Consider the following 25,842-nt stretch of genomic DNA (forward strand, 5'->3'; position numbering starts at 1 on the left):
CTTATGCGTCGTAATTTGTCATGCTCACATTCGGCTCGCTGGAGGGTGGTGCCGCTGTTAGCGGCCCTTCCAGGATTATTGCTGATTTCCGCGACTCCCGGTGTGGCCGCCGCTGACGCGGTGCGGATCTCGGCGCCGCGACCGGTCACGCCCAAGCAGCTGACCGGGTCGGCCAAGGGTTTCCCCTCTTTGGTGAAGACTGAGGTGACGACCACCACGGTGGACGGCACGGGCTGGAAGAACGACGCCAAACCACCCAAGGATGCGGTGCCGGTCGACAAGCGGCTCATCGGCCGGGAGGTCAGGGAGGGCCTCACCGAGCGGCTGATCAAGGGCGGCGCGAAGGCGGCACCTCCGGGCGGGCAGCCGATGGCGGCGTTGCTGGCCGGTGAGCCCGCGCTGCTGGACGCCTTCCCGCGCGACGACATGCTGGTCGACTCCCTGACCCCCACACTGCGGGCGCAGGGCAAGGTCACCACCGGTTCCGGGCCGCTGCAGTACGCGTTCAAGATCTGTGACAACTCCTCGCTGACCGGCACCGGATGCACCTCCTCGGGCACGCTGAGCAGCGGGGTGAGCACCTGGAAGGTTCCGGCGAGCAAGCTGGCCTGGGGCAAGCAGTACTGGTGGCAGGCCACCATCACCGACACCTCCAACTCCGCCTCAACCACGGTGACGCGCACCTTCGTCACCGGAGTACGCCAGCCGGTGCTCACCTCCCAGCTGGCCACCTCCGAAGTCGCGGGCCGGGAGTTCAACCAGCTGGCCGGTAACTACACCACCACCTTCACCGACCTGACCGTGCCGAGTGCGGGTCCGCCGCTGTCGGTGGTGCGCACCTACAACAGCATGGACCCTCGCACCGACGGCCTGTTCGGCGCGGGCTGGTCGACCCGCTGGGACATGAAGCTGGCACAGGAGACGCGGGGCAGCGCCGTTTCAGCGCTGATCACCTACCCCGACGGCCGCCAGGTGCGGTTCGCCAAGACCGGCAGCACTTACCAGTCGCCGCCGGGTATGTTCGCCACCCTGGCCGACGTGTCCGGGGGCGGCTGGCAGTTGATGGACAAGGGCGCCACCTCGTATGTGTTCGACGCCCAGGGTCGCCTGACGTCGATCACCGACGCCCGCGGCCGGAGCCAGACCCTGGCGTACGGCACCGGCGGCAAGCTGTCCACGGCCACCGCGCCGGGCGGCCGATCGCTGACGTTCACCTGGACCGGGGACCATGTCACCTCGGTGGCCAGTGACCCGGTGGGCGGCACGCCGATCACCTGGACCTACTTCTACGACGGCGACAAGCTGACCGGGGCGTGCGCGCCGGTGGCGGCGCCGAACTGCACCACCTACGCCTACGGCAGCGGCTCGCAGTACCGCAGCAACGTGCTGGACTCCGACCCCTACGGCTACTGGCGCCTGGGCGAGGCCTCCGGCACCACCGCGACCGACCTGGGCGCGGCCGCAGCCGACGCCACCTACCAGGGCGTGACCTACGGCAAGCCCGGCGCGCTGGCCGGGTCCACCGACACCGCGGTGGAGTTCACCACCGGCTCCTCCCTGAAACTGCCGGCCAACATCGTGGGGCAGCTGGGCGATCAGCTGTCGGTGGAGACCTGGTTCAAGACCAGCCAGTCCGGTGTGCTGGTGGCGGCTGGAACGCAGGAGACCAGCGGGATTCCGTGGGGGCCGATGCTGTACGTCGGCACTGACGGTAAGCTGCGCGGCTCGCTGGCCGCGGTGGCCGCGCCGATCACCACGACCGGGACGGTCAACGACGACGCCTGGCACCACGTGGTGCTCACCGCCGCCGGAACCGCCCAGACCCTCTACCTGGACGGGGTGCAGGTCGGCACCACCACCGGCAGCCTGACCACCTGGCGCACCAGCGCCACGGTCGGCAACGGCGTGGCCGACCCGGCCGTCTCTCCGGCGGTGCCGACCCCGCGGGCGGCGTTCCCGTTCAAGGGGGTGATCGACGAGGTCGCGCTGTACGACAAGCCGCTGACCGCCGCCGAGGTGACCCGCCACTACGGCTCCCGGCTGCAGACGCCGAACAAGCTGACCACCGTCACGCTGCCGTCGGGCCGGGTGTGGGCGTCCAACACCTACGACGCGGCCACCGACCGGCTCAAGACCCACACCGACCACAACGGCGGCACCTGGCAGCTCGGCGTCAAGACCTTCGACCCCTACTCCTCGGCGGCGCAGGTCATCGTCACCGACCCGAAGAACGAGACGCTGAAGTACCTGTACGACTCCGAGCGCGGCTACCGCCTTCTCGGCGAGACCGACCAGCTGAACTACACCACCTGGTACGAGTACAACCTGTCCGGCTCGCTGTCGAAGATCATCGACCGCAACGACATCGCCAACGACGTCTACTACGACGAGCGCGGCAACCTGCTGGCCCGCAAGTACTGCCGGGCGCCGGGCGAGTGCGCGCTGGAGTTCAAGAAGTACTACCTGAACACCTCCAACCCGCTCGACCCGCGCAACGACCAGGTGATCGAGTACCGGGACGGTCGCTCGGCGTCGGAGACCGACAACACCTACCGCACCACGACCGAGTACACCACCTACGGCGAGGTGTCCAAGGTCACCACCCCGGCGACGGCGGACTTCCCGTCGGGCCGGTCGATGACCACCACCTACACCGACGGCACCGAGCCGGCGGTCGGTGGCGGCACCACCCCGGCCGGGCTGGTGAAGTCGCAGAAGAACCCCAAGAACGAGGAGACGACCTACCGCTACAACGCGGCCGGGGACGTCGCCGAGCAGACCATGCCGTCCGGGCTGGTCATCACCACGGCTCGCGACGCGGTGGGACGGGTCACCTCCCGTACCGAGGTGTCGGCCGCTCACCCGACCGGCGCCACCACGACCTTCACCTACGACGGGGTGGGGCGTCCGCTGACCCAGACCGAGCCGGGGGTGGATAACGAGGTAACCGGTGTCACCCACACCGCCAAGAGCACGATCGTCTACAACGCCGACGGCGACAAGGCCACCGAGAGCCTCACCGACCTGACCGGCGGTGACCCGGTGCGCACCACCACCTATACCTATGACACCCACGGCCGGGTCGAAACGGTCACTGCTCCCGAGGGCGGGGTGACAGGTGCCACCTGGGACGTCACCGGCCTGCAGACGTCGGTGACCAACCCGCTGGGCACGGTGACCACCTTCGGGTACACCAAGCGCGGTGAGTTGGCCTCCAAGACGCTGAAGAACTGGACCGGCAGCCCGGTCAGCCCGCAAGCTCCGCAGGACGTGGTGCTGGAGTCCTTCTCCTACGACTTCGGTGGCCGTACGGCTGGGCAGATCGACGCGATGGGCCGTAAGAAGATCTTCACCTACTGGATGGACAACCAGCTGTCGCAGAGCATCGCCGACGACGCCAAGCTCAACGGGTTGACCACCCCGGCCGACGTGGTGCTGCAGTCCAACGAGTTCGACCCGGCGGGCAACCTGGTCGAGCAGATCAGCGGTGCCGGCAAGACCACGGTCGACCACGTCTACGACGCCGCGGGCCGCAAGACCTCCACCACGGTGGACCCGGCCTCGCTCAACCGCAAGACCGCCTACGTCTACGACGCGGTCAACAACGTCACCCGGGAGACCTTCACCGGTGCGGGCACCACCCGTACCGAGATCACCGACTACCAGTACAACACGCTGGGGCAGGTGACCCGGCAGACGGTGGAGAACGGCGCCGTCGACCTGGTGACCACCAGCACCTATGACGACCGGGGTCTGCTGACCGCGACCACCGATCCGCGTGGCAACGCCTCCGGCGCCACGGCGGCGGACTTCACCACCACGATGCGCTACGACATCGCCGGGCAACTGGTGGAGACCAAGGCGCCGCAGGTGGCAATCGAGAAGAACGGCACGGCCGCCGTCAATGCCAGGCCCACGGTCAAGTACGGCTACAACAACGCGGGAGAGTCCGCCCAGAGCGTGGACGCCGAGGGCCGCACCGTCACCTTGGCCTACGACAAGGCGGGCCGGGTGACCTCGACCACCGCCCCGTCCTACACTCCGCCGGGTGGGACCGCGGTCACCCCGACGATCGCCTTCACCTACGACGCGGCCGGTCGCCGCACCCAGGTCACCGACCCGCGTGGGTACGTCACCAAGACCGACTACGACGCGCTGGGACGCCCGGTGCGCCAGACCGATCCGGGTCCGTCCGGGCCGGGTGGAGTGTGGGTGTCGGAGTTCGACCTGCTGGGTGAGCAGCTCGCCGCGGTGGATCCGACCGGAGTACGGGGCGAGACGACCTACGACGACCTGGGCCGGAAGATCACCCAGACGCAGATCGAGCGCGTTCCCACCAGCGCGGCCTACACCACCGCGCTGACCTACGACGCCGCCGGCAACCTCACCAAGAGCGTCGCGCCGGGCAACAAGACCACCACCTTCACGGTCAACGCCGCGGGGGAGGTCACCGCGACCTCGGATCCGCTGACCCACAGCACCACCGTCGGCTACGACATCAAGGGCCGCCAGACCAAGATCACCGATGCCCTGAACAACGCCACCGAGGCCGTCTACGACCTGGCTGGCCGCAAGACCTCCGTCAAGAACCTGGACAGCACCGGCGCCACGGTACGCACCGTCGGTTATGGCTACGACCTGGCGGGCAACGCGACCACCACGACCTCCGGTGAGGGATACGTCACCACCCGCGCCTTCGACGCGGCGAACCGGGTGACCTCGCTGGTTGAACCGATCACCGCCAGCAAGACGATCACCACCACGTTCGGCTACGACGCCACCAACGCCCGTACCCGCCTGACCGACGGGCGTGGCAACGTCACCTGGACCACCTACAACCCCCTGAGCCAGGCCGAGTCGGTGATCGAGCCGTCCACCACCGCCCACCCCAACGCGGCCGACCGTACCTGGACCACCGTTTACGATGCGAGCGGTAACGCGGTGGCCACCGTCCAGCCGGGCGGGGTGCGTATCGATCGCACCTTCGACCAGCTCAACCGGGTGACCAAGGAAACCGGCGCCGGCGCTTCGGTCACCACCCCCGACCGCGATGTCACCTACGACCAGGCCGGCCGGACCACCGCGATCGGCGACTACACCCTGGAGTACAACGACCGGGGCCTGCTGACCAAGGTGTCCAAGGCCACCGTCCAGGTCGCCACTTACGCCTACGACAGCCTGGGCAACCCCACCCAGCGGGTCGACCCGACCGGAACGGCGAACTTCACCTGGGACAACGCCAGCCGGCTGGCCACCGCCGGTGATCCGGTGACGGGCCGTACCTGGACCTACGGCTATGACAACGCCGACCGGCTGACCAGCCAGACCTCCGCCGGAACGGTCAACAGCCAGGCCTACACCTACGACGCCATTGACCGCCTGGCCACCCACACGCTGAAGAACAGCGGCGGCACCCAGCTGGCGAAGATCACCTACGGGTGGGACAAGGACGACAACCTCACCTCCAAGGCCACTGTCGGCACGGCGGGCGCCGGGGCGAACACCTACGCCTACGACCGCTCCGGACGCCTGACCTCCTGGACCTCACCCAGCGCCACCACCGCCTACACCTGGGACGACGCGGGTAACCGTACGGGTGCCGGGTCCAAGACCTACACCTACGACGAACGCAACCGGCTGACCTCCGGCGACGGCGTCGACTACACCTACACCCCGCGCGGCACCACGGCGACCGAGACCAAGGCCGGCGTCACCCGCAACCTGGCCTTCGACGCCTTCGACCGCCTGGTCACCGACGGCGACGTCGGCTACGGCTACGACGCCCTGGGCCGGGTCACCTCCCGCACCAAGGCCGGCACCCAGCAGCGGTACGTCTACTCCGGCCTGACCAACGACATCGCCACCGTCACCGACGCCGCCGGAGCCGTCCAGGCCAAGTACGCCCGAGACCCCTCCGGCGGGCTGCTCGGCCTGCAGGAGGGCGGCACCACCGCCCTGGGCACCATGACCGACCTGCACGGCGACCTGGTGGCCACCTTCTCCGGCACCGCACTGGCCGACTCGGCGGCCTTCGACCCGTTCGGCCAGGTCACCCACCGCACCGGCGCCACCCGCGCACTGGGTTACCAGGGCGAGTACGCCGATCAGGACACCGGCAAGGTCAACATGCACGCCCGCTGGTACCAGCCCGGCACCGGCGCCTTCACCTCCCGCGACACCGCCACCCTCGACCCGGATCCGTCGGTCCAGGCCAACCGCTACACCTACGCCAACGCCGCCCCGCTCGCCGGGACCGACCCCACCGGTCACAGCACGGTGATCGAGACCGGAGGGGCCGGAGGAAGCAGGGGAGGCGGCTCCGGCTGGCAGGGAGCGGCCTCCACTCCCGCGGTGTCGAGCGGCTCGACCAGCTGGGATTGGGTGGCCCCCCCTATCGGCCGTAACGAGGTGTACTACGCCTACGGAGAAAACTGCTGCGTAACGTTCAACGGGACGAGCAAGGAGGACGTGGACTGGTACAACGACCGCTTCGGTGACTGGACGATTTTCCCGCTGTTCGACCGCGATGAGGCCATACGAATCGGCGTCATGGAGAACGGCAGGGAGATAGACCAGGCGAACTACTGGGATGCTCCTGAAGACGTGCGGATAGACTACATAAAGCACTGGACTCCGCAGCTGAAAGTGGGCCAGCTGGCCAACAACTGGGTGATGGCCGGAGGTATGCAATACCTTGAGCCCAAGAAAGTGGTCACAGCTCCGGGAAAGCCCACTTTCTACATGAGCTCCGCAGGAAAGATAAAATTCAGCAACTATGGATACTATCAGCCGCTTATTAAGTACAGCAAGGAGATCTCGACCGCTGCGCACCGCTGGAAGGTAAACAAAAATGCCTTGATGGCTGTCCTCATATACGAATATCAGGACCCTGAGGCGAAGGCGTCCTTGTCTGCTGCGGAAAAGGGTAAGTTCGCACGCAATCTCGCGGCGGGGGGTGTGTGGGCCGCGACGGGTGAAAACGGGTCTTACGGTATAGCTCAACTCGAGCCCAAGAAGGCCATGCTGGTGCTCAAGTATTTCTTTTCCGGAGGAAAGGCGGAAGCGGCTGCGAAGCTGACTCTGAAGGATCTCGCCTATGAGCTGATGATCCCGGAGAAATCTATAGAGTACGCGGCCATGTATCTGAAGTACTTGCACAACGAAATAACGGTGCATCCGAAGGGGGGTGCCGAGCGTCCTATCACCTGGAGGGAGGCGGCGATCGCCTACTGCGGATGTGCAGGGGTGACTTTTGACAAGAAGGGTGTGCTCCGGTGGTACAATTTCCAGAAATGGTACACCGATGACAAGCTCACCACGAGAGACAGGGGCGAGGCGTTCGCGCGTGCCAAGGCTATGTACGGATGGGCCTGGAGCGCCGGAACCGAGTACTGGTCCTGTGTCGAGCGTGGATGCAAGTAGCGGGCCGTACCTGAGTTCTCGGCGAGGGTAGAGGTTTTTCCTGATGCTTTCCTTCGGCGTCGTCAATAAAAGACGTGTGGCTCCGGTGATCAATCGCCTTCTCGCTTTTTCGCTTACTCTCCTTATGGTTTCGGGGTGTGGTACGCGCTGGTTTCCCGAGACGGTCAAGGTCGCCCCGGCAGTCGTCGACGAAGCGAGTGGCGTGGGAAGGAAAATAGTTCAGACCACAACGGGGCTGGTGTATGGAAACAGCACCTACAACACAGACATCTTGATATTGGATGTCGGTGCTCCGAGTTTCCAAGATGCGGTCAATGTAGCGCACGACCGTCTGCGCCTGCGCGGCTGGGTGACCAGCAAGAAGGGTGAGAGTGTGGTCTACATGCATTTAAAAAAAGAAGGGCGTGACAATACTCTTCTAATTGAGTCCTTGAAGTCGCTCGAGGAATACGGTGTGGCTCAGGAGGCGCAGGTGGTGAAAGCAATCAAGGCTGATCAGGCCAAGTCAGGCACATATATAGTCCTGGCGCTCACCCCCTCCGACTGAAGGTCAAATGGCGCGATCTTCGCGTGACTCGATGGCGGCTTTCCATGGTAACTTCCAATTCATTCAATGAAGCGGTGGCATGTGAAGTCGACCTGACGGATTATTCCTTCGTGTGTCCGTCGTGGCACTTTCCTTGACGCCGAGTATGGGTGCGGCGGGTCGTTCGGACAATGTCCGGCCCGCCGCACCCACTCGTGTCCTCGTGATCCTTGACGGAACCGGTCGGATGAATGGTGGTTCGTTTTCCGGAGAAGGCACCCCCTTCACGGTGGTCACGGTGCTTCGTGAAGCGTTCGGTGGCAAACGCTGAGATCAGGCTCGCGAAGTGACTATTCATCTCCGCTCTTACCCGCCAGGTGCCGCATCCTGTTTCAGGACGCCTCTCAGTCCACGACCGTGCCGCAGGTGATGTTGATCGCCGTTTCTGTGACGGTGCAGGGCCGGTAGGAGGCGACGAAGACGGCCGCGTTGCCGGCGTCGCCGCCCGTCCGGTGAGGGTCCGGCTGGCAATGTCGCGTTCGATGGCCTCGCGCTGGTCGAAGCCCACGGGGATCGACTCGGGTATGCCGCCGGTCCGCAAGGTGACGACGCGGACGCCGTGCCGTCCCAGCTCCGAGGCCAGCTGCGTCGCTCCCGTATGCCTGGCCGTCACCGTGATGGGCTCGCCGTCTCCTCTCTCCCGGCGAGGACCCGCCGCCCGTGGGACGGTCACGCCCGTGCCGAGGCCGAACGGCTGAGCCGCGCCTGGAGCGGATGGACCGTCCTGTACGGCCCCGGCAGCCGTCGTTTCTACGCGGTCGCGTCCTGGCCTGCGCCTGAGCCCGTGGTCCTCGACGACCGCACCCCCGACGGCCTCGAGGCCCGGATGCGGGAGACGGAAGCGGTCATGATCGCCCGGTACGGAGCCCTCACCGCCGCCGACGGCGGCCTCCGCACCCCCTGAAGCAGGCGCGGCGGCGTCCTTCCCCGGCGCGCCGCCGCGCCGTACGGGGTGCGGCTCGGGAAGCAGGGGTCCCGGGCCGCACTCCATTTGTCTTCCCGGACGGCGGGGGAGTGGGCCGTTCTTCGTCCGCGCGCCAAGCCGGAGGATTGTCCCCGTCCAAGATATCTGTTAGATATATCTGGCAGAGAGAAGGAGGGATCGATGGCGCGGCGAAGCCAGACGGAGACGGCGATCCTGGGGGCACTGAGCATGCAGCCGATGACGGCCTATGCGCTGCGGGAGGCCATCCGGGACGTGCTCGGGCATTTCTGGAGCGAAAGCTTCGGGCAGATCTATCCGACACTCGGCGCCCTCGAACAGCAGGGGCATGTGGAACGCCGCGAGGGGCCACGGGCGGGCTCGTCGACCTTCGTCATCACCGAGTCCGGCACCACACGCCTGCGTGAGCTGCTGAGTGAGCCGATCACGACGGTGCCTCCACGGAACGGCCTCCTGCTGCGTCTGTTCTTCGGCCGGACCCTGGGCGCGCAAAAGTGCCGGGAACTGCTGCTTGAGGCGAAGGCGGACGCCGGACGGAGCCTGGCCGAATACGACGGCCTGGCCCGCACGCTCTCCGTGGAGGAGGAGGGCTCCCCGGACCTGCCGTACACCCTGATGACCATCTCCGCCGGCAGGCACAGTGCCGAAGCCGTCATCGCCTGGGCCGACGAAGCCCTCGCCCTGCTCGAAGACACCCCCGCGAACGGAGAATCACAATGACCACGTCGGCCGATCCCACGGACGTCGCGGAGCGGCGCCGTCCGGTCTCGCGCCTCCGCGCCCGGATCAACTTCGCCGTCTTCTCGGCCGTCACCATCGGCGGCGGCTGGCTCTTCGCCGCCCTTGACCGGGCCACCGGGCAGATCACCGGCGCCGGGAGCGTGACCTCCACGAGCGGCGGCACGAACGGGCAGGGACTGTGGCTCGTCGTCCCGGCACTGACCGCGCTCGCTCTCCACTTCCTCAGCCGGGACGGCGCGGGACCCCTGGGGCTCACGTTACGGTTCGCGGACCGGACCCGCTGGTTCGCGTTCGTGATGGTGCTCTCCCCGATCGCGATCGCCGTCTCGGTGGCGGGGGCGACGGCCACCGGCGCCGCGACGTTCTCCCTCACCCCGCGCGCGGGCGAACCGGCTCTCCTCACCGCCTTCGCCACCACGCTCGGCTTCCTGCTGGTCAAGAACCTGCTGGAGGAGTTCATCTTCCGCGGCTACGGCACGCGTACCGCGATGGCTCTCGGTCTGCGCGGCGTCGCCCCACATGTACTCATCGGGCTGGTCTGGGGGCTATGGCATGTTCCGCTGTACACGGTCTGGATGTCCCAGGCCGACTTCCGCCAGACCACGACACTGCCGTGGGCGTGGTACCTGCCGACCCTCCTCGTAGGCACCGTGGCGCTGGCCGTCCTCTACGGTGAGATCCGCATGTGGACCGGTTCGATCTGGCCCGGTGTGGTGCTTCACACGGTCGACAACGCGCTCATCACCCCGCTCCTGCTCAACGGTCATCTGAGCTTCGAGGGGCGCGGCGACACACTGTTCGGTCTCGCCCCGAACTCGGTCATCTCGGTCCTTCTCTTCGGCGGCACAGGACTCGTCCTTCTCCACTGGCGGAGTCGGATCCGGTGGGCGCCGTCGTCGCACCGGTCGTCTCGGGGGAGCGGAGGTGATCGTCGGTAGGCTCGCGCCATGTCTCAAACGCCCGGACCGTCGACCGGTCCCATCACCGCGGACGATGTCGAGCAGGCCGTCCGGCTGGCGGCGACCACCCTGCGCGAAGCGCTCGCGGCGGACTGGGACGCCAAGGCCGGATCCCTGCGGTGGAGCTGCTGGGAGACCGTCGAGCACCTCGCCGACGACCTGTTCTCCTACGCCGCCCAGCTGGGACCCCGGACGCCCCCACTGGACGACCACGTCCCGTTCGTGTGGACCCGTCAGAAGCCGGAGGGGCCGGCGAATGTGATCTTCGCGGAGCGCCGCCTCGGGCCCGCCGGACTGCTGCAGGTGCTGGAGGCCAGTGGCGCCCTGCTGGTCGCCATGGTGCGCACCGCCTCACCCGAGACCCGTGCGTTCCACATCTTCGGGGTGGCCGACCCGGAGGGCTTCGCGGCCATGGGTCTGGTGGAAACCCTGGTGCACACCCACGACGTCGCCGAGGGTCTCGGCGTCACCTGGGAACCGCCCGCCGACCTGTGTGCCCGGGTCCTGACCCGCCTGTTCCCCGACGCGCCCGCGGACACCGACCGCTGGCACACCCTGCTGTGGGCCACCGGCCGCTCGGAACTCCCCGGCCGCCCCCGCCTCACCTCCTGGCGCTGGTACGGCGCCCCCCGATCCACGGGCATGCCGTAGGCGGTGTCCCGCGTACCGATGCTCGGCACGGAACATCGCGCCGCCGAACGGTTCTGAGGCCAATCCCGGTTCCTTCACGAGTGGCCTGGTGCTTCATGCCGTCCGGGGCGGACGGCATGATTGTGCCCGCGCATGACCAAGAACGAAGAGAAGTCAAGAGGACGAAAAAGTGATCTTCACCACTTGAAGATCGAGTTTGTTTTATTTGTTATTTATGTAGATCTTGTTCGTTGGAACGACGCATGTATACCTTCTGATCGTCTATCGATTTGCATGCCCTTAACCGCCACCTTTATCCCTTGCGAAGCTCTCCCCTGGGATGGGGTGAAGCGGTCTTTCGGCATGCGCGGCGAGGGTTCGGAAGGTGACGGCGTATGCGCCGGAATTTGTCATGCTCGCATTCGACTCGCTGGAAGGTGGTGCCGCTGATAGCGGCCCTTCCAGGGTTATTACTGATTTCCGCGACACCCGGGATTGCCGCCACCGGCGCGGTGCGGATCTCGGCGCCGCGACCAGTCACGCCCAAGCAGCTGACCGGGTCGGCCAAGGGGTTCCCCTCCCTGGTGAAGACCGAGGAGACGACCACCACGGTAGACGGCAAAGGCTGGAAGGCCATCGCTCCAGGCCAACCGCTACACCTACGCCAATGCCGCGCCGCTCACCGGCACCGACCCCACCGGCCACAGCACGGTGATCGAGACCGGAGGGGCCGGAGGAAGCAGGGGAGGCGGCTCAGGCTGGCAGGGAGCGGCCTCCACTCCGGCGGTGTCGAGCGGCTCGACCAGCTGGGATTGGGTGGCCCCCCCTATCGGCCGTAACGAGGTGTACTACGCCTATGGGGAAAACTGCTGTGTGACGTTCAACGGAACCACCAAGGCGGATCGGGAATGGTACAACCAAAACTTCGGCGAGTGGACACTGTTCCCGCTATTCTCGCGTGAGGAAGCCCAGAGGCTGGGTCTCATGGAGAACGGTAGGGAGATAGAGGGCGTCTGAAAAGCTGGCGTTTGCGTAACTGCCCGGCTGTCTGCCGGTGTGCGTTGCTGGGCGTGGGAGGCCCCCATGCCCGACCCCCGACGCCCCTATCCAACCGATCTCACCGACGCCGAATGGGCACTGCTGGAGCCGCTGATTCCCGCCCCCAAGTACGGCGGCCGCCCGGCGGTGCACGCCCGCCGGGAGATCGTGAACGCGATCTCCTACTGGCTGCGGGCCGGCTGCGCCTGGCGGCTGCTGCCGCACGACTTCCCACCGTGGCAGACGGTCTACCACTACTGGCGCCAATGGCGGATCGCCCGCCTGTGGGAAGAGGCCCTGGCCGTGCTGCGCGAGCAGGAACGCCTCGGTCAGGGCCGCGATCCCACACCAAGCGCCGGGATCACCGACAGCCAGAGCGTGCGCGGCACCGAACGAGGCGGCCTGCACGGCTACGACGGCGCCAAGAAGGTCCTCGGCGTCAAGCGGCACCTGCTGGTCGACACCCTCGGCATCGTGCTGGGCGCCTGCGTGAGCCCGGCCAACGCCGATGATCGGGACGGCGCGATGGTGGTGCTGTCGCGCAGCATCGACCGCTTCCCGCGGTTGCACCACGTGTGGGCCGATCAGGGCTATCGCGGAATCCGGTTCATCGGCTGGGCGCAGGAGGCGCTCGGGGTGACGGTGCAGATCGTGGTGCGCCGCGACGGCGGCATGCGCTCCACCTGGGCCAGGAACGACGCACCGCCGCGCGAGGTACCGCGCATCGGGGTGATCCCGCGCCGCTGGGTCGTGGAGCGGACCTATGCCTGGCTGGGCCGCTATCGACGGCTGTCGCGCGACTACGAGTACCTGATCACAACCTCTGAGAACGTCATCTACACGGCCACCTGCATGCTGCTCCTGCACCGTCTCGGAGCGCAGCGATCATGACTTTTCAGACGCCCTCTAGACCAGGCGAACTACTGGGACGTCCCCGAAAAAGTGCGGATGGACTACATAAAGCACTGGACTCCGGAGATGAGCGCCAAGGATCTTCTTGTCCAGTGGACGCTGTACGGGGGAATGAAAAAATACGAACCCCAGAAGGTGACGGTGACGGCGGGTGGAGTCTCTTACTATCAAAGCTCTATAGGAAAAGTAAAGATCACAAACTATGGTGAATACGGCCACCTTCTCAAATATTGGAAGGTCATCCGTCAGGCCGCAGACAATCATCATATCGATAGGAATGTCTTTCTGGCCGTGCTCATATACGAGAGCAGTGGCTGGGAGAATAAGATGGGCAAGCTGGGGCAGAATGCGGCGGAGTCGTACGAGATTCTCCTCAAGAGCGGGAAGATGGAAAACGCCTCCATTGGGATCGCTCAGATGGAGGTTTATAAGGCGCGAATAATGCTGGACAAGTACTACTCGAAGGAGCGGGACTGGAAGCATGCGAAGGCCAAGACCATCTCGGATGAGCTCTTCAAAAATCCGGAGAGGGCCATTCATCTGGCGGCTGCATGGATGCGGTATCTGAAGGAGAACATAAAGTATAAGGTGTACGAACAGGGAAGGTGGGAGAATCAAAGTACACAAAGGCGAAGTGGGTGGACCACCAGCTCACTGACATGGAGGCCGCCCGCGCCTACTGCGGATGCTCGGGGGTGACCGTGATAAACGGCGAGCTTAAATACAGTAAGTTCGAAAGCTGGATGAAAGGTTATGGGCTCAAGAGCGGGAACGCTGAGGTAGGGCGGAAACGTAGGGCGGAGATAGAGGGATACGTGTACGGGGAAGTGGCCAAAGAGTTCTGGGATTGTGCCCCAAACTGCAAATGACATGAGGCGGTGTTCGCAAGAAAATGCTCTTGATCAGAGACGAGAGTGTGCGACGAGTCGGCCGCCTCCTCGGTATGACTGTGGTTCTCCTTAGCGCACACCTCCTTATCTCGGGATGCGGGGTGTTCTACGGGAAGACACAAGTCGCTCCGGCTGTTCTCGACGAGGTACGTGGCATCGGCAAGGTGCTGGGAGAGGCCACCGACGAAGGGGACTACGGAGCGGGGATCGAAGTCACGAACTTGCTCGTCATCGACGTCGGGGGTGTGAACGGCCACGATGCGTCCAGTAAGGCCGGCGATCTCCTGCGTGACCGCAAATGGGTGGTCGTCAGGCAGGTGGCTCCCGACGGGGTCGAGATGAGGTCGACTGTTTGGAAAGGCGTGTACCTGGATTTCCAGCCGTTCTACCCCGAGGAACGCCGTACCTATCCGGATGAGATCAATAAAGCGATCAAGGCGTCGGCCAGGCCGGAGACGCTTCTGATCGTGAGCCTGGATCAGACCTGACGATCAGTCGGAGCTTCCCGTCCACCGGGCTGCCCCGCCGTCCGACTCTTTCGGCCCTCTCCGGCCGGAGCACGATGATCAGGACAGCGGTGGCGGTCCGGAAGGGAGGAGCAAGCGTCGGATCAGGTCCGGATCGCAGGGAGGGCCAATCGGGTGGGGAGTCGCTGACGCGGATGCCCGATCCGTAGGTCCTGCGGAAGCAGTTCGTCATGCCGTTTCCGGTGACCGTCCAGGGCCAGGCCTGGTCGGTTACCGGAGAGGGAGCATTCCAGGGGTGGCCGACGGCCGACTCGGGCTACTACGAATGGCGCCCCCGCCCTGCTTCGGTGATCGCCCAGCGGTGTGACCGTCTCAAGACGCTCATCATGAGCATCTTCACCGACAGCCATGCAACCTACGGCTATCGGCGTGTGCATTCGCGTCTTCGCCCGCCTCGGCGCCCCGGGACAGCCACGGCCCGCCGGACGCCGTCCGGGTGGGAAACGCGCGGCGGCCGGGGCCGGCAGGCTGACAGGGGCGGCGGTCGAGACCCGGCGATCGGGAGGACACGCGGCGGGCAGGGGTCGTGGCCGGAAGGACGCACGGTTGAGAGAGGGCGTGCCAGGTGGGACACCTGGCAGGCAGGGGCCGGGAGGGTCAGTTGCCCAGGGGGATCTTCTCCTCGGGGGTGGGGGAGGGCTTCTTGGGGGGCTTCTCCGTCGGGACGGGCTTGCCCGCGCACAGGGTTGAGCACTTGGGGGCGGCTCCGACCTGGTTCATCACGGTCCGCATCTCCTCGGCGGGCGACAGGGTGCGGTTGCCGTCCAGCCAGGCGTCCAGGTAGTTCCACGGCTTGACCATGCCGCGCCGTACCCACCAGAGCGAGGAGTCGGTCTTCCAGGAGATCGCGAAGTAGAGGTTGCTCGCGGTCGAGCGGGCGTTGCCGGAGTTGCCGACCTGGCCGAGGAGCTGACCGGCGCTGACCCGCGTGCCCGGCTTGATGCCCGGGGTGACCTTGTCCAGGTGGCCGCCGAGATAGCGCACCCCGTCGTCGCCGATGATGGTGACGAAGCGACCCTCCCGGTCGACGCCTCGGTCGGTCGAGGGCTTCCACCGGTTGTTGGCGTTGACCTCGTCGACCACTCCGCTCACCGGGGAGACGAACGAGCATCCCTTGCCGGTCCAGATCGTGGTCTTCGGCAGCACGAGCAGCCTGCTCTCGTAGGTCACCCTGCAGTCCTTCACCGGGAAGGCGTAGGTGAACTTCGAGAGCTTCGGCGGCGGGACCTGCACCGGGTCCTCGCCCACCGGTCGCGTCACGCTCACCTGCGCCGCGGGTGTCGGGGACGGCGTCGGAATCGTCGCCGTGATCGCCCCGGGTTCGGCGGCCGCAACCTCGGCCGCGGGGGGAAGCGTGCTGATGCCCGCGACCCCGCCCGGGGACGCGCAGGCCCCGGTGACGAGCAGCGCGCCCGTCACCACGGTCAGTCGTGCTATATGCCCCGATCGCATGATCTCCACCAGGCTAACGTTATCGAGAATCAGCCTTTACCTTTGTAACCGACCTTCCGATTGGTCATGACCTGTTTGGGAAAGTCGGTGCTCCATTCTGTCGGGCGCCAAGCTGTCGGAGGACCGGACTAGACTCGCGGCGTGGCAGGCCGGATCAGTGACGAGGACATCGCGCTCGTGCGGGAGCGCTCACCGATCGCGGACATCGTGGGTGAGCACATCCAGCTCCGCAACGCGGGCGGCGGCAACCTGAAGGGGCTGTGCCCCTTCCACGACGAGAAGAGTCCCTCCTTCAACGTCACCCCCACCCGCGGCTACTGGTACTGCTTCGGATGTGCCGAGGGCGGTGACGTCATCACCTTCGTCCGTCGGCTTGAGCACCTGTCGTTCGGCGAGGCCGTCGAACGACTGGCGAACCGCGCGGGCATCCACCTCCGCTACGAGCAGGGCGGTTACGTCCCCGGGCGCGAGCAGGGGGAGCGCAGCCGCCTCATCGAGGCGCACAGGGCGGCGGCGGAGTTCTACGCCGCGAAGCTGGCGAGCCCCGAGGCCATGATCGGGCGCAAGTTCCTGTCCGAGCGCGGGTTCGAGCGGGCCGACGCGGAGCATTTCGGGGTCGGCTACGCGCCCGCTGAGTGGGAGGCGCTCTCCCGGCACCTGATGGGCAGGGGCTTCACCTCCGCCGAGCTGATCAAGGGCGGCCTGGCGAAGGAGGGGCGGCGAGGGCCGATCGACCGGTTCCGCGGCAGGCTCGTCTGGCCGATCCGCGACATCACCGGCGATGTGATCGGCTTCGGCGCGCGCAAGCTGAACGACGCCGAGGACGGCCCGAAATACCTCAACACCCCGGAAAGCCCGCTCTACAAGAAGAGCGAGGTCCTCTACGGGGTCGACCTGGCCAAGCGGGAGATCTCCAAGCGGTCCCAGGCCGTGATCGTCGAGGGATACACCGACGTGATGGCCTGTCACCTGTCGGGGGTGCCGACGGCGGTGGCCACCTGCGGCACCGCGTTCGGCCAGGAGCACATCAAGGTGCTGCGGCGGCTGCTGCTCGACCAGTCGGGCTCACAGGGTGAGGTGATCTTCACCTTCGACGGCGACGCGGCGGGGCAGAAGGCGGCGCTGCGTGCTTTCGCCGACGAGCAGAAGTTCGTCACCCAGACCTTCGTCGCCGTCCAGCCGGACGGTCTCGATCCGTGTGACCTGCGCGTCACGCGCGGCGAGGCCGCGGTGCGGGACCTGATCGCGAGCCGTGAGCCGCTGTTCGCGTTCGCCATCCGCAGTGTGATCTCCCGCTACGACGTCAGCACGAACGAGGGCAGGCTGTCCGCGCTGGACGCCGCGGCGCCGATCGTGGCCGGGATCAAGGACAGGGCCCTGCGCCAGCTGTACGGCGTCGACCTCGACCGCTGGCTCGGCTTCAACAACGAGCGGTTCGTGATGGACCGGATCGCCGAGGTCTCCGTCAACGCCCAGCCGGCGGCCCAGAGCCAGGCGCGCGCACAGCGGCCCTCTGGGCCGCGCAAGGTCGCCGAGCTGACCGACCCGGGAGTGCGGACAGAAGCCGAGGTGCTGAAGCTGGCCGTGCAGCGTCCCGCGTTGCTCGGCCCCGGCTTCGAGGCGATCGGCGCCGAGGCCTTCACGCTGCCCGAGCACGTCGCGCTGCACAAGCTGATCGTGGACGCGGGCGGTACGGCCGCGGCGGGCCCGGGCGGGCGAGAGTGGGTCGACCGGCTGCTCGCCGGGGTCACCGACACCATGCGCCCCGTGGTCACCCGCTTCGCCGTCGAGGAACTGCGCGCCGACCTGGCCGACGAGGAGCGGTACGCCTCCGCCATGCTCGCCGCCCTCGAGCTCATCTCGGTCGCGCGGGCGATCGAGCAGCTGAAGTCGCGGATGCAGCGGACCAACCCCGTCGAGGAGCAGCAGGAGTACAACCGGCTGTTCGCCGAGCTGGTCGCGCTGGAGCAGCAGCGGCGTGTGCTGAAGGAACGTGCGTCGGGAAGCTGATCACGTAATTGACTTTAATTTCCATGTCGCGATTCGACCAAACCCCAATAAGGTCTCGGTTTGATAATGATCGCGCTCTTACCTTCGGTGACAAAAATAGGTCTGCCATTTAGGGGACTGAATACAGCAGACTGTCTCCCGTGGGTGCATCGGTGCTGCCAAGTGGGCCGCCATCGGTAGACCAGGTGGCCGACCTCGTCGCGAAAGGAAGAGAGCGCGGAAGCGTCACGGTCGATGACGTCGCCGCCGCTCTCGACAAATCCGAGCTGCCGTCGGACGCGCTTGAACGCGTCGTGCGGATGCTCGCCGAGCACGGAGTGGAGGTTCTTGAGCCTCAGGGCGACGAGGATACCGTCCGGTCCGATGAGGAGGATGTCGGTAAAAGAGCCCCGACCAGCGATCTGGTCCGCATCTACCTGCGGGAGATCGGCCGGGTGCCCCTGCTCACGGCCGAAGAGGAGGTGGAGCTCGCCAAGTGCATCGAAGCCGGGCTGTTCGCCGAGGACAAGCTGACCAGCGTTGTCTCGCGGCTGGCGTTCCCGGAGTTCAAGGAGCTCGTGTGGGAGGGCACACGGGCCAAGCAGCGCCTGATCGAGGCCAATTTGCGGCTCGTCGTCTCCATCGCCAAAAGGTATGTGGGGCGCGGGATGCTGTTCCTGGATCTCATCCAGGAGGGCAACCTCGGGCTCATCAGGGCGGTCGAGAAATTCGACTACACCAAGGGATACAAGTTCTCCACGTATGCCACGTGGTGGATTCGCCAGGCGATCACACGGGCCATCGCCGACCAGGCGCGCACCATTCGCATCCCGGTGCACATGGTCGAGACGATCAACAAGCTGGTCCGCGTCCAGCGGCAGCTCCACCAGGACCTCGGCCGCGAGCCCGCCCCCGAGGAGATCGCCCTGGAGATGGACCTCCCGATCGACCGCGTGATCGAGATCCAGCGCATCGCGCAGGAGCCGGTCTCGTTGCAGTCGCCCATCGGTGAGGAGGACTCCGACCTCGGTGACTTCATCGAGGACGCGGACGCGGTCGTGCCGATGGAGGCCGCGGCCTTCATCATGTTGCAGGACCAGCTCGACGACATCCTCGCGACGCTGTCCGAGCGGGAGCAGCGCATCATCCAGCTGCGCTTCGGTCTCGCGGACGGACACCCCAGGACGCTGGAGGAGGTCGGCCGGGAGTTCGGCGTGACGCGGGAGCGCATCCGGCAGATCGAGTCCAAGACGCTGGCGAAGCTGCGTCACCCGACCCGGGCCCAGATGCTCCGCGACTATCTCGACTGAACGTCCCCGTACGGCGGAGGCCCCCGGAAACAGCTCGTCCCGGGGGCCTCCGCCGTACCCGCGGGCTGTTCCCCGCTCAGCGGCCGGGATGTCTCCCGGGGCGCCGGGGCTCGCGATGTTTTGCCGAAAGCGGTGGATTCGAGGAGCTTCCTCCCCGCCCTCTCCCGGGGACGAGGTGGCGATCGTCATCAGGATCGGCACGTCGCCGAGGCTGTGACGTGCGATTAAAGGATTATGGATGCTCCACGAAGACATCCAGGAGCGTCCATGCCCGCTGTCCTCCGTTCCGTCGCGTCCTGCGGCCTTCTCGCCCTCGTCCTGACCGCGTGCGGTTCGACCGGTGCCGGAGGCGGCGCCGGTGCCGACGCCAATGCCGGTGTCCCCCGGGACGCCCCGGCCCTCGGCGGGTACGTCGCGCAGGAGGGGCTGGAGGCCGCGCGTGTGGTCAAGGAGTACCGGACCTACGCAGAAGACCAGACCTACGACACCATCAAGAGAACCGCGCGTTTCGTCGAGGCGCTGAAGAACGGCGAGGTGAAGAAGGCCAAGGCCCTGTACGCGCCGAGCCGGATCGGCTGGGAGAGCATCGAACCGGTCGCGGAGGCGTTCCCCGACATCGACGCCAAGGTGGACGCACGCGAAACCGACCTCGAAATGGGGCAGACCTGGACGGGCTGGCACCGTCTGGAGAAGGCGCTGTGGCAGGCGCCGGAGACGATCCGGCAGGAGGCCGTGTACGGCGACACCCTGTTGGCCGACCTCAGCAGGCTCAGGGCTGTGCTGCCCCGCGTGGAGATCACCGTGGCCTCCATGGCCGCCGGGGCCAAGGAACTGCTCGACGAGGTGGCGACCGGCAAGGTGACCGGTGAGGAGGAGGCCTTCTCACACACCGATCTGTGGGACTTCAAGGGCAATCTGGAGGGCGCGTTCAAGGTCTACCAGCTCCTGCGGCCGGTGGTGCAGCAGCGGGACGCCGGGCTCGCCACCACCCTGGACACCGAGTTCGCCGACCTGAAGACCCTCCTCGCCAAGCATGCCAGGGGTGAGGGGTTCGTTCTCTACACCGACCTCTCCAGGGAGCAGGCCAAGGAACTCGCCGACGCCCTCAACGCCCTGGCCGAGCCGCTGTCCGGCCTCGCCGCGGTCACCTCCGGCTGACCCGTCCCCCGGACGCGGTTCCCGGGATTTCCGGAAGAGAGGCCTGCCCTGTCTCACAGGGCCTGCCAGGGGGCCGGTACCGGGGACACGGGACGAGGTCGCGGGCCTGGCCGTGACGATGAACCAGATTCGATCGTTTCTTCAGGACGGACGTGGCGAGGGCCAGGGAGGCGGGTGGCGCGGGTCTCGGCCTGGCCATCGTGGCCGAGATCGCCCGCAGGCATCACGTCCAGGTCGAGGTGGGCGACTCGCCCGGAGGCGGGGCGTTGTTCCGTGTCCGGTTCCCCCGGCACGCCGGATGATGCCCGGCACCGGGCACGGTGGTCACACGCCTTTCCCCCGTGCTGTGGTGCCGTCCGGGCGTGACCGGGGGAGCGCACGAGATCATCGCTCAGTAGCCGCCCTCACCTCCAGCGCCTCCGCCGCCCCCGCCTCCGCTACCGCCGTCACCGCCGTTGCCGCCGTCACCGCCGTTGTCACCGTCACCGCCGCCGCCGCCGTTGCCACCGGTGCCGCCACCGCCGCCTCCACCGTTGCCGCCGCCACCGCAGCCCTTGGCGCCTCCTTGGCCGTTCTGCCCGTCCTGGCCATTCCAGGTGTGCTGATCGCCGTGCCCGTCCTGCCCGTCCTGCCCGTCCTGTCCGTCCTGTGGGTGATTCTCAGACAGCCCCTTCTGCTCGTTTTGCTCGTTTTCCTGCCCCTGGCCCCCTCGGCCTCCCCGACCCCCCTGGTCGCCCTGACCGTTCTCGCCGTTCTCGCCGTGCTCGTTCTGCCAGCCCTGGTCGCACTCCTCGTTCTGCGGGTTCTGTCCGTCCTGCCGCCGGCCCTGCTCGTTGGGGGTGGCCGGAGCGGTCGTGGTCCCGGTGTCGGGTGTCTGGGGTGGGGGAGTGTCGGCGCTGGCCGCGGAGAACGCGGCCACCGTCCCTCCTGCGGTGGCGAGGGATAGCGCCCCAATCATGATTTTCCGCTTTATATCCATGAATGCCCCCTTTGGGGTTTTCTGCCCGATGGCGACCATCGACACTCCCAAGGTGCGCGCGGAGGCGGACGAGGCGGAAACGGCTCTCAGTGGCCGTTAAGCCTGCCGGGGTCCGTGTGAGGCAGACGGAACGACTGTCCGGGGCGGCGTGTCCGAAGCGGGCCAACTGACGCGTCGAAAGCATGCAGAGGGGGCGAAGCACTGTTCTCTCCACGAATACAGGCGCAGACTGGGCGAATGGAAGGCCGGTCGGCAGTGGACGACGCCGCGCTTGGGCGTGAGGCGTGGTCCGTGCTCGACGCGAACCGCGCGGGGGCCGCGACCGTGCCCGCGCCGGGCCTCTATCCGCACCAGTGGAACTGGGACTCGACCTTCGTCGCCATCGGCGTGTCCCGCTGTGACACCCGCAGGGCGGGGACGGAACTGCTCAGCCTCCTGGCCGGGCAATGGCGTACCGGCATGGTGCCCCACATCGTCTTCCAGCAGGGCCGCGCCGACGCCTACTTCCCCGGTCCGTCCGTCTGGTGTTCCCAGAACCATCCGGACGCCCCCACCGGAGTGCTCACCTCAGGGCTGACCCAGCCGCCCCTGCACGCCCTGGCCGTCTGGTGGATGTGGCGACATGCGAAGGACCGTGAGGAGGCGCGGGCCCTCGTCCGCGAGCTGTACCCCATGCTGGTGGCCCAGCACGACTATCTCGCCGCGAGCAGGGACCTGGGCGGAGGAGGGCTGGCCGCGATCGTTCATCCCTGGGAGTCGGGAATGGACGACAGCCCCGTGTGGGACGCCCCGCTGGACGCTTTGACCCCGGTTCCCCAGGCCTACCGGCGCGAGCCGTTCCCCGACCATCCCCTCAACGGCCACCACGACCGCTACGTCTGGCTGGCCCTGCGCTACCGCGACTCCGGCTACGACGCGGCCTACCTGCGCGAGGAGCACCCGTTCGCGGTCGAGGACCCGATGTTCAACGGCATCTGGCTCGCCTCGTGCCAGGCGCTCGCCGAGCTGGCCCCGCTGGCCGGAGCCGACCCGGGGCCGCACCGGGAGGCGGCAGAGCGGATCCGGGCCGCGCTGCTGGAGCGGCTGTGGGCCGGTGATGCCTTCCACGCCCTGGACCTGCGCGCCGGACGGCTCAGCCCGGTCTGCACCGTGGGCTGCTTTGGGCCGATGCTCGACCCCGGTCTGCCCGCGGACCGGGTGGCGAAGCTGGTGAGCGTGCTGGAGTCGGCCCGGTTCATGGGAGCCGCCGGATATCCCGTGCCGAGCTGCGAGATCCGCGCCTCCCAGTTCGATCGGTCCCGCTACTGGCGGGGGCCGTCCTGGGTGAACACCAACTGGCTGCTGCGGCAGGCGGCGGTCGTGCACGGGCTGACCGGCCTGGCGCGGCTGCTCGGCGCCTGCACCCTGCGCCTGGTACGGCAGTCGGGCTTCAGGGAGTGCTTCGACCCCTTCGACGGCAGCGGCAGAGGCAGTCGGGACTTCTCCTGGTCGGCCGCGCTCACCCTCGACCTGCTCGCCGATAACGTGGAGAAATGAAGCTCTTCAACCGGATGCCCGCCGAGGTCCGCGCGGCCGTCGTGCCGACCGACCGGGTGCTCACCTACGCCGAGGGGCCGGACGGCTACGTGATCGCGACCGACAAGGCGCTCTACCTGGGCGGGATCAGGCTGCCATGGTTCCAGGTCGATCGAGGTGTATGGGACGAGGAGGGGCTGACGGTCGTCACCACGGCGGGTGAGACCCATCGGGTGCTGCTGCCCGAGCCGGGACGGATTCCCGAGGCGGTGCGGGAGCGGGTGACCGCCTCGATCGTGGTCAGTCAGTACGCCCCGCTGGACGTCCGCGGGGGAGTGCGCCTCGTGGCGAGGAAGACCGACGGCGACCGGCTGATCTGGGAGTTCGTCTTCGACTCCGGGATGGATCCGCAGGACCCCGGCCTGCGCGCCCTCGCCGAGCAGGCCCTGGAGGAGACGCGCCGCAGCTTCGGCGTCTGAGGGCGAGTCCGAGGGCGCGTCCGAGGGCGAGTCTGAGGGCGGGGAAGACGGCTCCAATGGTTCCGGGCATGCTGAGATGCCTGGGGTGCTGTGAGGCGTCTGAGAGTGAGGTGACGCCCGGATCGGGCTCGCCGGTCTACGGATGTCCATCGACACGTGAAAGGCCCCCGAGGAGGCCTTTCCGCGGCCGATGCGGCTAATGAGGGGTGACGGCTCGTTCGTCTTCTGGCCAGCCGGTGCCTGTCTCGTCGTGCTTGTCGGCCTGCCAGTCGTCGTGTGACTGCAGGAACGGCAACCGATTCCTGGCCACGTGGGTCACCTTCGTCTTGGCCACGTCGGTGACCTGGGAGACCCGGGCGCCGACCAGGCCTGCGGCCTCCTGGACGGCCGGGCTGTCCGAAACCCGGTGGGCCATCCGCTTGAGCTGCTCGTAGCGTTCCCGGCCCGCGCGGCTCCCAAGGACGTAGCCAACCGCGAGACCTACACCGAACATCAGTCGGTAACGCATCTCCACCTCCACAACCGTCCTTGGCGGGACCCTACCCACGGATCACGAGTTGTCTCGGACCTACCCCGGAGTATCGATGCGACACACACTCCCGGAGTGCGCTAATCTATTCCTGCGCCGCAAGGAGCGGGGGGAAACGCCCCGGCCGACCAGCGCAAAGCACGATCCCGTGTAGCTCAATCGGCAGAGCAGCCGGCTGTTAACCGGCAGGTTATAGGTTCGAGTCCTATCGCGGGAGCCATATCGAAGGCCCCGGGAGCCCAGCTCCCGGGGCCTTCGCCGTCTCATGTCCTATTTAGCGGACAAATTCCCGTGAATCACGGAAAATGGGGGGCGTTGCGTCCCGTGTCACCATGCTCGCGCTCGGTGACCTGGGCGCCGCTGCCGCGGATCACAGCGATCACAGTGGGGTTAGGGACACTGTGCTGAGGGAACCGTGCCGCCCGGAACGGCATGTCGTACCCGTGAGTCGTATATGGATGGTCTTTCTGTGCCGACTTGGCCGAGGTCCTGGCGTCATGCGCAGGAAAAGGAACAAGGTGTCCGAACGGGGGTTTATGAGGGGATCTACCAGGAAGCTCATGAGAAGGTGCCCGAGCGGCCGGCGGCACCGGCGGACGTGACGGCGGCGGCCGAGGAGTACCTGAGGCTGTTCCACGCGGAGAATCCGGAGGCGGGCCCGATGCGGTCACGGCTGCGCGAGGTGCGGGTCGAGATCGCGAGGACGGGGACGTACACGCACACGCCGGACGAGCTCACCTTCGGCGCCCGGGTGGCCTGGCGGAACAGCGGCAGGTGCATCGGGCGGCTCTACTGGAGGTCGCTGCGGGTGCGCGACCGGCGCCGGGTGAGCACGGCAGAGGGAGTCGCGGTCGAATGCGTGAACCACCTCCGAGAGGTCACGTCGGGGGGCAGGATCCGGCCGACGATCACGGTGTTCGCCCAGGACCGCCCCGGGGTTTCCGGGCCGAGGATCTGGAACGAGCAGCTCATTCGCTACGCCGGATACGCGATGGACGACGGCTCCGTCGTCGGCGACCCGCGTTACACGGACTTCACCACGATGGTGCGCAAACTCGGCTGGAAGGGCGGTCCCGGCACGCCCTTCGACGTGCTTCCCCTGGCGATCTCGATGGGGGACGGGCCGCCGTTGCTCTCGACGGTCCCCGGGGACGCGGTGCTTGAGGTGCCGCTCTCCCATCCCGCGTACCCGTGGTTCGAGCGGCTGGGGCTGCGCTGGCACGCCGTACCGGCCATATCGAGCATGTGCCTGGAGATCGGCGGGGTCTGTTACCGGGCGGCGCCGTTCAACGGCTGGTACATGGGCACCGAGATCGGCGCCCGCAACCTCGCGGACGCCGACCGCTACAACCTGGTGCCGCTGATCGCCGGACATCTGGGTCTGGACACCCGCAACGACCGCTCGCTCTGGCGCGACCACGCCCTGGTCGAGCTGAACGTGGCGGTCCTGCACTCCTTCGACAGGGCGGGGGTGACGATGACCGACCACCACACCGAGGCCAGGCGTTTCCTGACCCACGTGGAACGCGAGGAGAAGGCGGGCCGGGTCTGCCCGGCGGACTGGAGCTGGATCGTCCCGCCCATCTCCGGCTCCGCGACGCCGGTCTTCCACCGCTACTACGAGAACGTGGAACTGTCGCCGAACTTCGCCAGCCACCCCGACTCCCAGGAGCGGGCGCTGGGCCGCTGGGATCTCGGAAGGTGGTGACGGGTCCCGCCGGCTTCACCGAGCGCCGCGCCCCCGTTTTCCCGCCCCTGTAGGCGCTCCGGCTGTTCGGGGGGC

20 protein-coding genes and 1 tRNA gene are annotated in these 25,842 nt (G+C 67.1%); 18 read left to right on the forward strand and 3 right to left on the reverse strand.

The genetic code is table 11. The features are described 5' to 3' along the window. Nucleotides 1–78 precede the first annotated feature (78 nt). The 10 genes from AB0395_RS29500 to AB0395_RS29545 all read left to right on the forward strand — a co-directional run bounded on the left by AB0395_RS29500 (nucleotide 79) and on the right by AB0395_RS29545 (nucleotide 14,609). On the forward strand, nucleotides 79–7,422 hold the full coding sequence (locus tag AB0395_RS29500) for a LamG-like jellyroll fold domain-containing protein (protein ID WP_366286587.1): 7,344 nt from the start codon (nucleotides 79–81) through the stop codon (nucleotides 7,420–7,422). Between the two features lie 43 nt (nucleotides 7,423–7,465). Then, nucleotides 7,466–7,969, forward strand: a complete 504-nt coding sequence (locus AB0395_RS29505; RefSeq protein WP_366286590.1) for a hypothetical protein — start codon at nucleotides 7,466–7,468, stop codon at nucleotides 7,967–7,969. A 598-nt stretch (nucleotides 7,970–8,567) separates the two neighbouring features. After that, a complete protein-coding gene (locus AB0395_RS29510; protein ID WP_366286591.1) occupies nucleotides 8,568–8,912 on the forward strand; it encodes a hypothetical protein in 345 nt (114 codons plus the stop codon). A 201-nt stretch (nucleotides 8,913–9,113) separates the two neighbouring features. Continuing rightward, nucleotides 9,114–9,671 (forward strand): PadR family transcriptional regulator, encoded by a 558-nt coding sequence (locus tag AB0395_RS29515; protein ID WP_366286596.1) that lies wholly within the window; start codon nucleotides 9,114–9,116, stop codon nucleotides 9,669–9,671. Beyond that, on the forward strand, nucleotides 9,668–10,630 hold the full coding sequence (locus AB0395_RS29520) for a CPBP family intramembrane glutamic endopeptidase (protein ID WP_366286599.1): 963 nt from the start codon (nucleotides 9,668–9,670) through the stop codon (nucleotides 10,628–10,630). The genes AB0395_RS29515 and AB0395_RS29520 overlap by 4 nt, the downstream gene beginning before the upstream one ends. A gap of 9 nt (nucleotides 10,631–10,639) precedes the next feature. After that, nucleotides 10,640–11,302 (forward strand): maleylpyruvate isomerase N-terminal domain-containing protein, encoded by a 663-nt coding sequence (locus tag AB0395_RS29525; RefSeq protein WP_366286602.1) that lies wholly within the window; start codon nucleotides 10,640–10,642, stop codon nucleotides 11,300–11,302. A gap of 822 nt (nucleotides 11,303–12,124) precedes the next feature. Further along, nucleotides 12,125–12,298, forward strand: a complete 174-nt coding sequence (locus AB0395_RS29530; RefSeq protein ID WP_366286605.1) for a hypothetical protein — start codon at nucleotides 12,125–12,127, stop codon at nucleotides 12,296–12,298. A 66-nt stretch (nucleotides 12,299–12,364) separates the two neighbouring features. Beyond that, nucleotides 12,365–13,210, forward strand: coding sequence for an IS5 family transposase (locus AB0395_RS29535; RefSeq protein ID WP_366286608.1), 846 nt, complete (start codon nucleotides 12,365–12,367; stop codon nucleotides 13,208–13,210). A gap of 57 nt (nucleotides 13,211–13,267) precedes the next feature. Next, on the forward strand, nucleotides 13,268–13,930 hold the full coding sequence (locus tag AB0395_RS29540; protein WP_366286611.1) for a hypothetical protein: 663 nt from the start codon (nucleotides 13,268–13,270) through the stop codon (nucleotides 13,928–13,930). Between the two features lie 199 nt (nucleotides 13,931–14,129). After that, on the forward strand, nucleotides 14,130–14,609 hold the full coding sequence (locus tag AB0395_RS29545) for a hypothetical protein (RefSeq protein WP_366286614.1): 480 nt from the start codon (nucleotides 14,130–14,132) through the stop codon (nucleotides 14,607–14,609). A 636-nt stretch (nucleotides 14,610–15,245) separates the two neighbouring features. Here AB0395_RS29545 and AB0395_RS29550 read toward each other — a convergent pair. Further along, nucleotides 15,246–16,100 (reverse strand): M23 family metallopeptidase, encoded by an 855-nt coding sequence (locus AB0395_RS29550; RefSeq protein WP_366286730.1) that lies wholly within the window; start codon nucleotides 16,098–16,100, stop codon nucleotides 15,246–15,248. Nucleotides 16,101–16,241: 141 nt separating this feature from the next. On the opposite strand from AB0395_RS29550, the gene dnaG reads away from it, so the two are divergent. From dnaG to AB0395_RS29570, 4 genes are all read left to right on the forward strand, one after another. Then, on the forward strand, nucleotides 16,242–18,110 hold the full coding sequence (gene dnaG / locus AB0395_RS29555; protein WP_366286617.1) for a DNA primase: 1,869 nt from the start codon (nucleotides 16,242–16,244) through the stop codon (nucleotides 18,108–18,110). A 185-nt stretch (nucleotides 18,111–18,295) separates the two neighbouring features. After that, entirely contained in the window at nucleotides 18,296–19,399 is a 1,104-nt protein-coding gene (gene rpoD, locus AB0395_RS29560) for an RNA polymerase sigma factor RpoD (protein WP_366286620.1), read from the forward strand. 267 nt (nucleotides 19,400–19,666) lie between these two features. Beyond that, on the forward strand, nucleotides 19,667–20,557 hold the full coding sequence (efeO, locus tag AB0395_RS29565; RefSeq protein ID WP_366286622.1) for an iron uptake system protein EfeO: 891 nt from the start codon (nucleotides 19,667–19,669) through the stop codon (nucleotides 20,555–20,557). A gap of 152 nt (nucleotides 20,558–20,709) precedes the next feature. Next, complete coding sequence (locus AB0395_RS29570) at nucleotides 20,710–20,859, forward strand: ATP-binding protein (RefSeq protein WP_366286624.1); 150 nt, start codon at nucleotides 20,710–20,712, stop codon at nucleotides 20,857–20,859. A gap of 89 nt (nucleotides 20,860–20,948) precedes the next feature. On the opposite strand, the gene AB0395_RS29575 is transcribed toward AB0395_RS29570, so the two are convergent. Next, nucleotides 20,949–21,476 carry a hypothetical protein gene (locus AB0395_RS29575; RefSeq protein ID WP_366286627.1) on the reverse strand — a complete coding sequence of 176 codons (528 nt, stop codon included), beginning with the start codon at nucleotides 21,474–21,476 and terminating at the stop codon, nucleotides 20,949–20,951. Nucleotides 21,477–21,773: 297 nt separating this feature from the next. Here AB0395_RS29575 and AB0395_RS29580 point away from each other — a divergent pair, with 297 nt between their 5' ends. Then, entirely contained in the window at nucleotides 21,774–23,072 is a 1,299-nt protein-coding gene (locus tag AB0395_RS29580) for a hypothetical protein (protein WP_366286630.1), read from the forward strand. Next, nucleotides 23,069–23,530 carry a hypothetical protein gene (locus tag AB0395_RS29585; RefSeq protein ID WP_366286633.1) on the forward strand — a complete coding sequence of 154 codons (462 nt, stop codon included), beginning with the start codon at nucleotides 23,069–23,071 and terminating at the stop codon, nucleotides 23,528–23,530. The genes AB0395_RS29580 and AB0395_RS29585 overlap by 4 nt, the downstream gene beginning before the upstream one ends. 196 nt (nucleotides 23,531–23,726) lie before the next feature. Here AB0395_RS29585 and AB0395_RS29590 read toward each other — a convergent pair whose 3' ends face one another. Then, a complete protein-coding gene (locus tag AB0395_RS29590; protein WP_366286636.1) occupies nucleotides 23,727–24,038 on the reverse strand; it encodes a YtxH domain-containing protein in 312 nt (103 codons plus the stop codon). 165 nt (nucleotides 24,039–24,203) lie between these two features. On the opposite strand from AB0395_RS29590, the gene AB0395_RS29595 reads away from it, so the two are divergent. Further along, a tRNA-Asn gene (locus tag AB0395_RS29595) sits at nucleotides 24,204–24,279 on the forward strand. 348 nt (nucleotides 24,280–24,627) lie between these two features. Beyond that, a complete protein-coding gene (locus AB0395_RS29600; RefSeq protein WP_366286638.1) occupies nucleotides 24,628–25,767 on the forward strand; it encodes a nitric oxide synthase oxygenase in 1,140 nt (379 codons plus the stop codon). The last annotated feature ends 75 nt before the right edge of the window (nucleotides 25,768–25,842 follow it).

The organism is Streptosporangium sp. NPDC051023 (genome assembly GCF_040689595.1).
Classification (GTDB): domain Bacteria; phylum Actinomycetota; class Actinomycetes; order Streptosporangiales; family Streptosporangiaceae; genus Streptosporangium.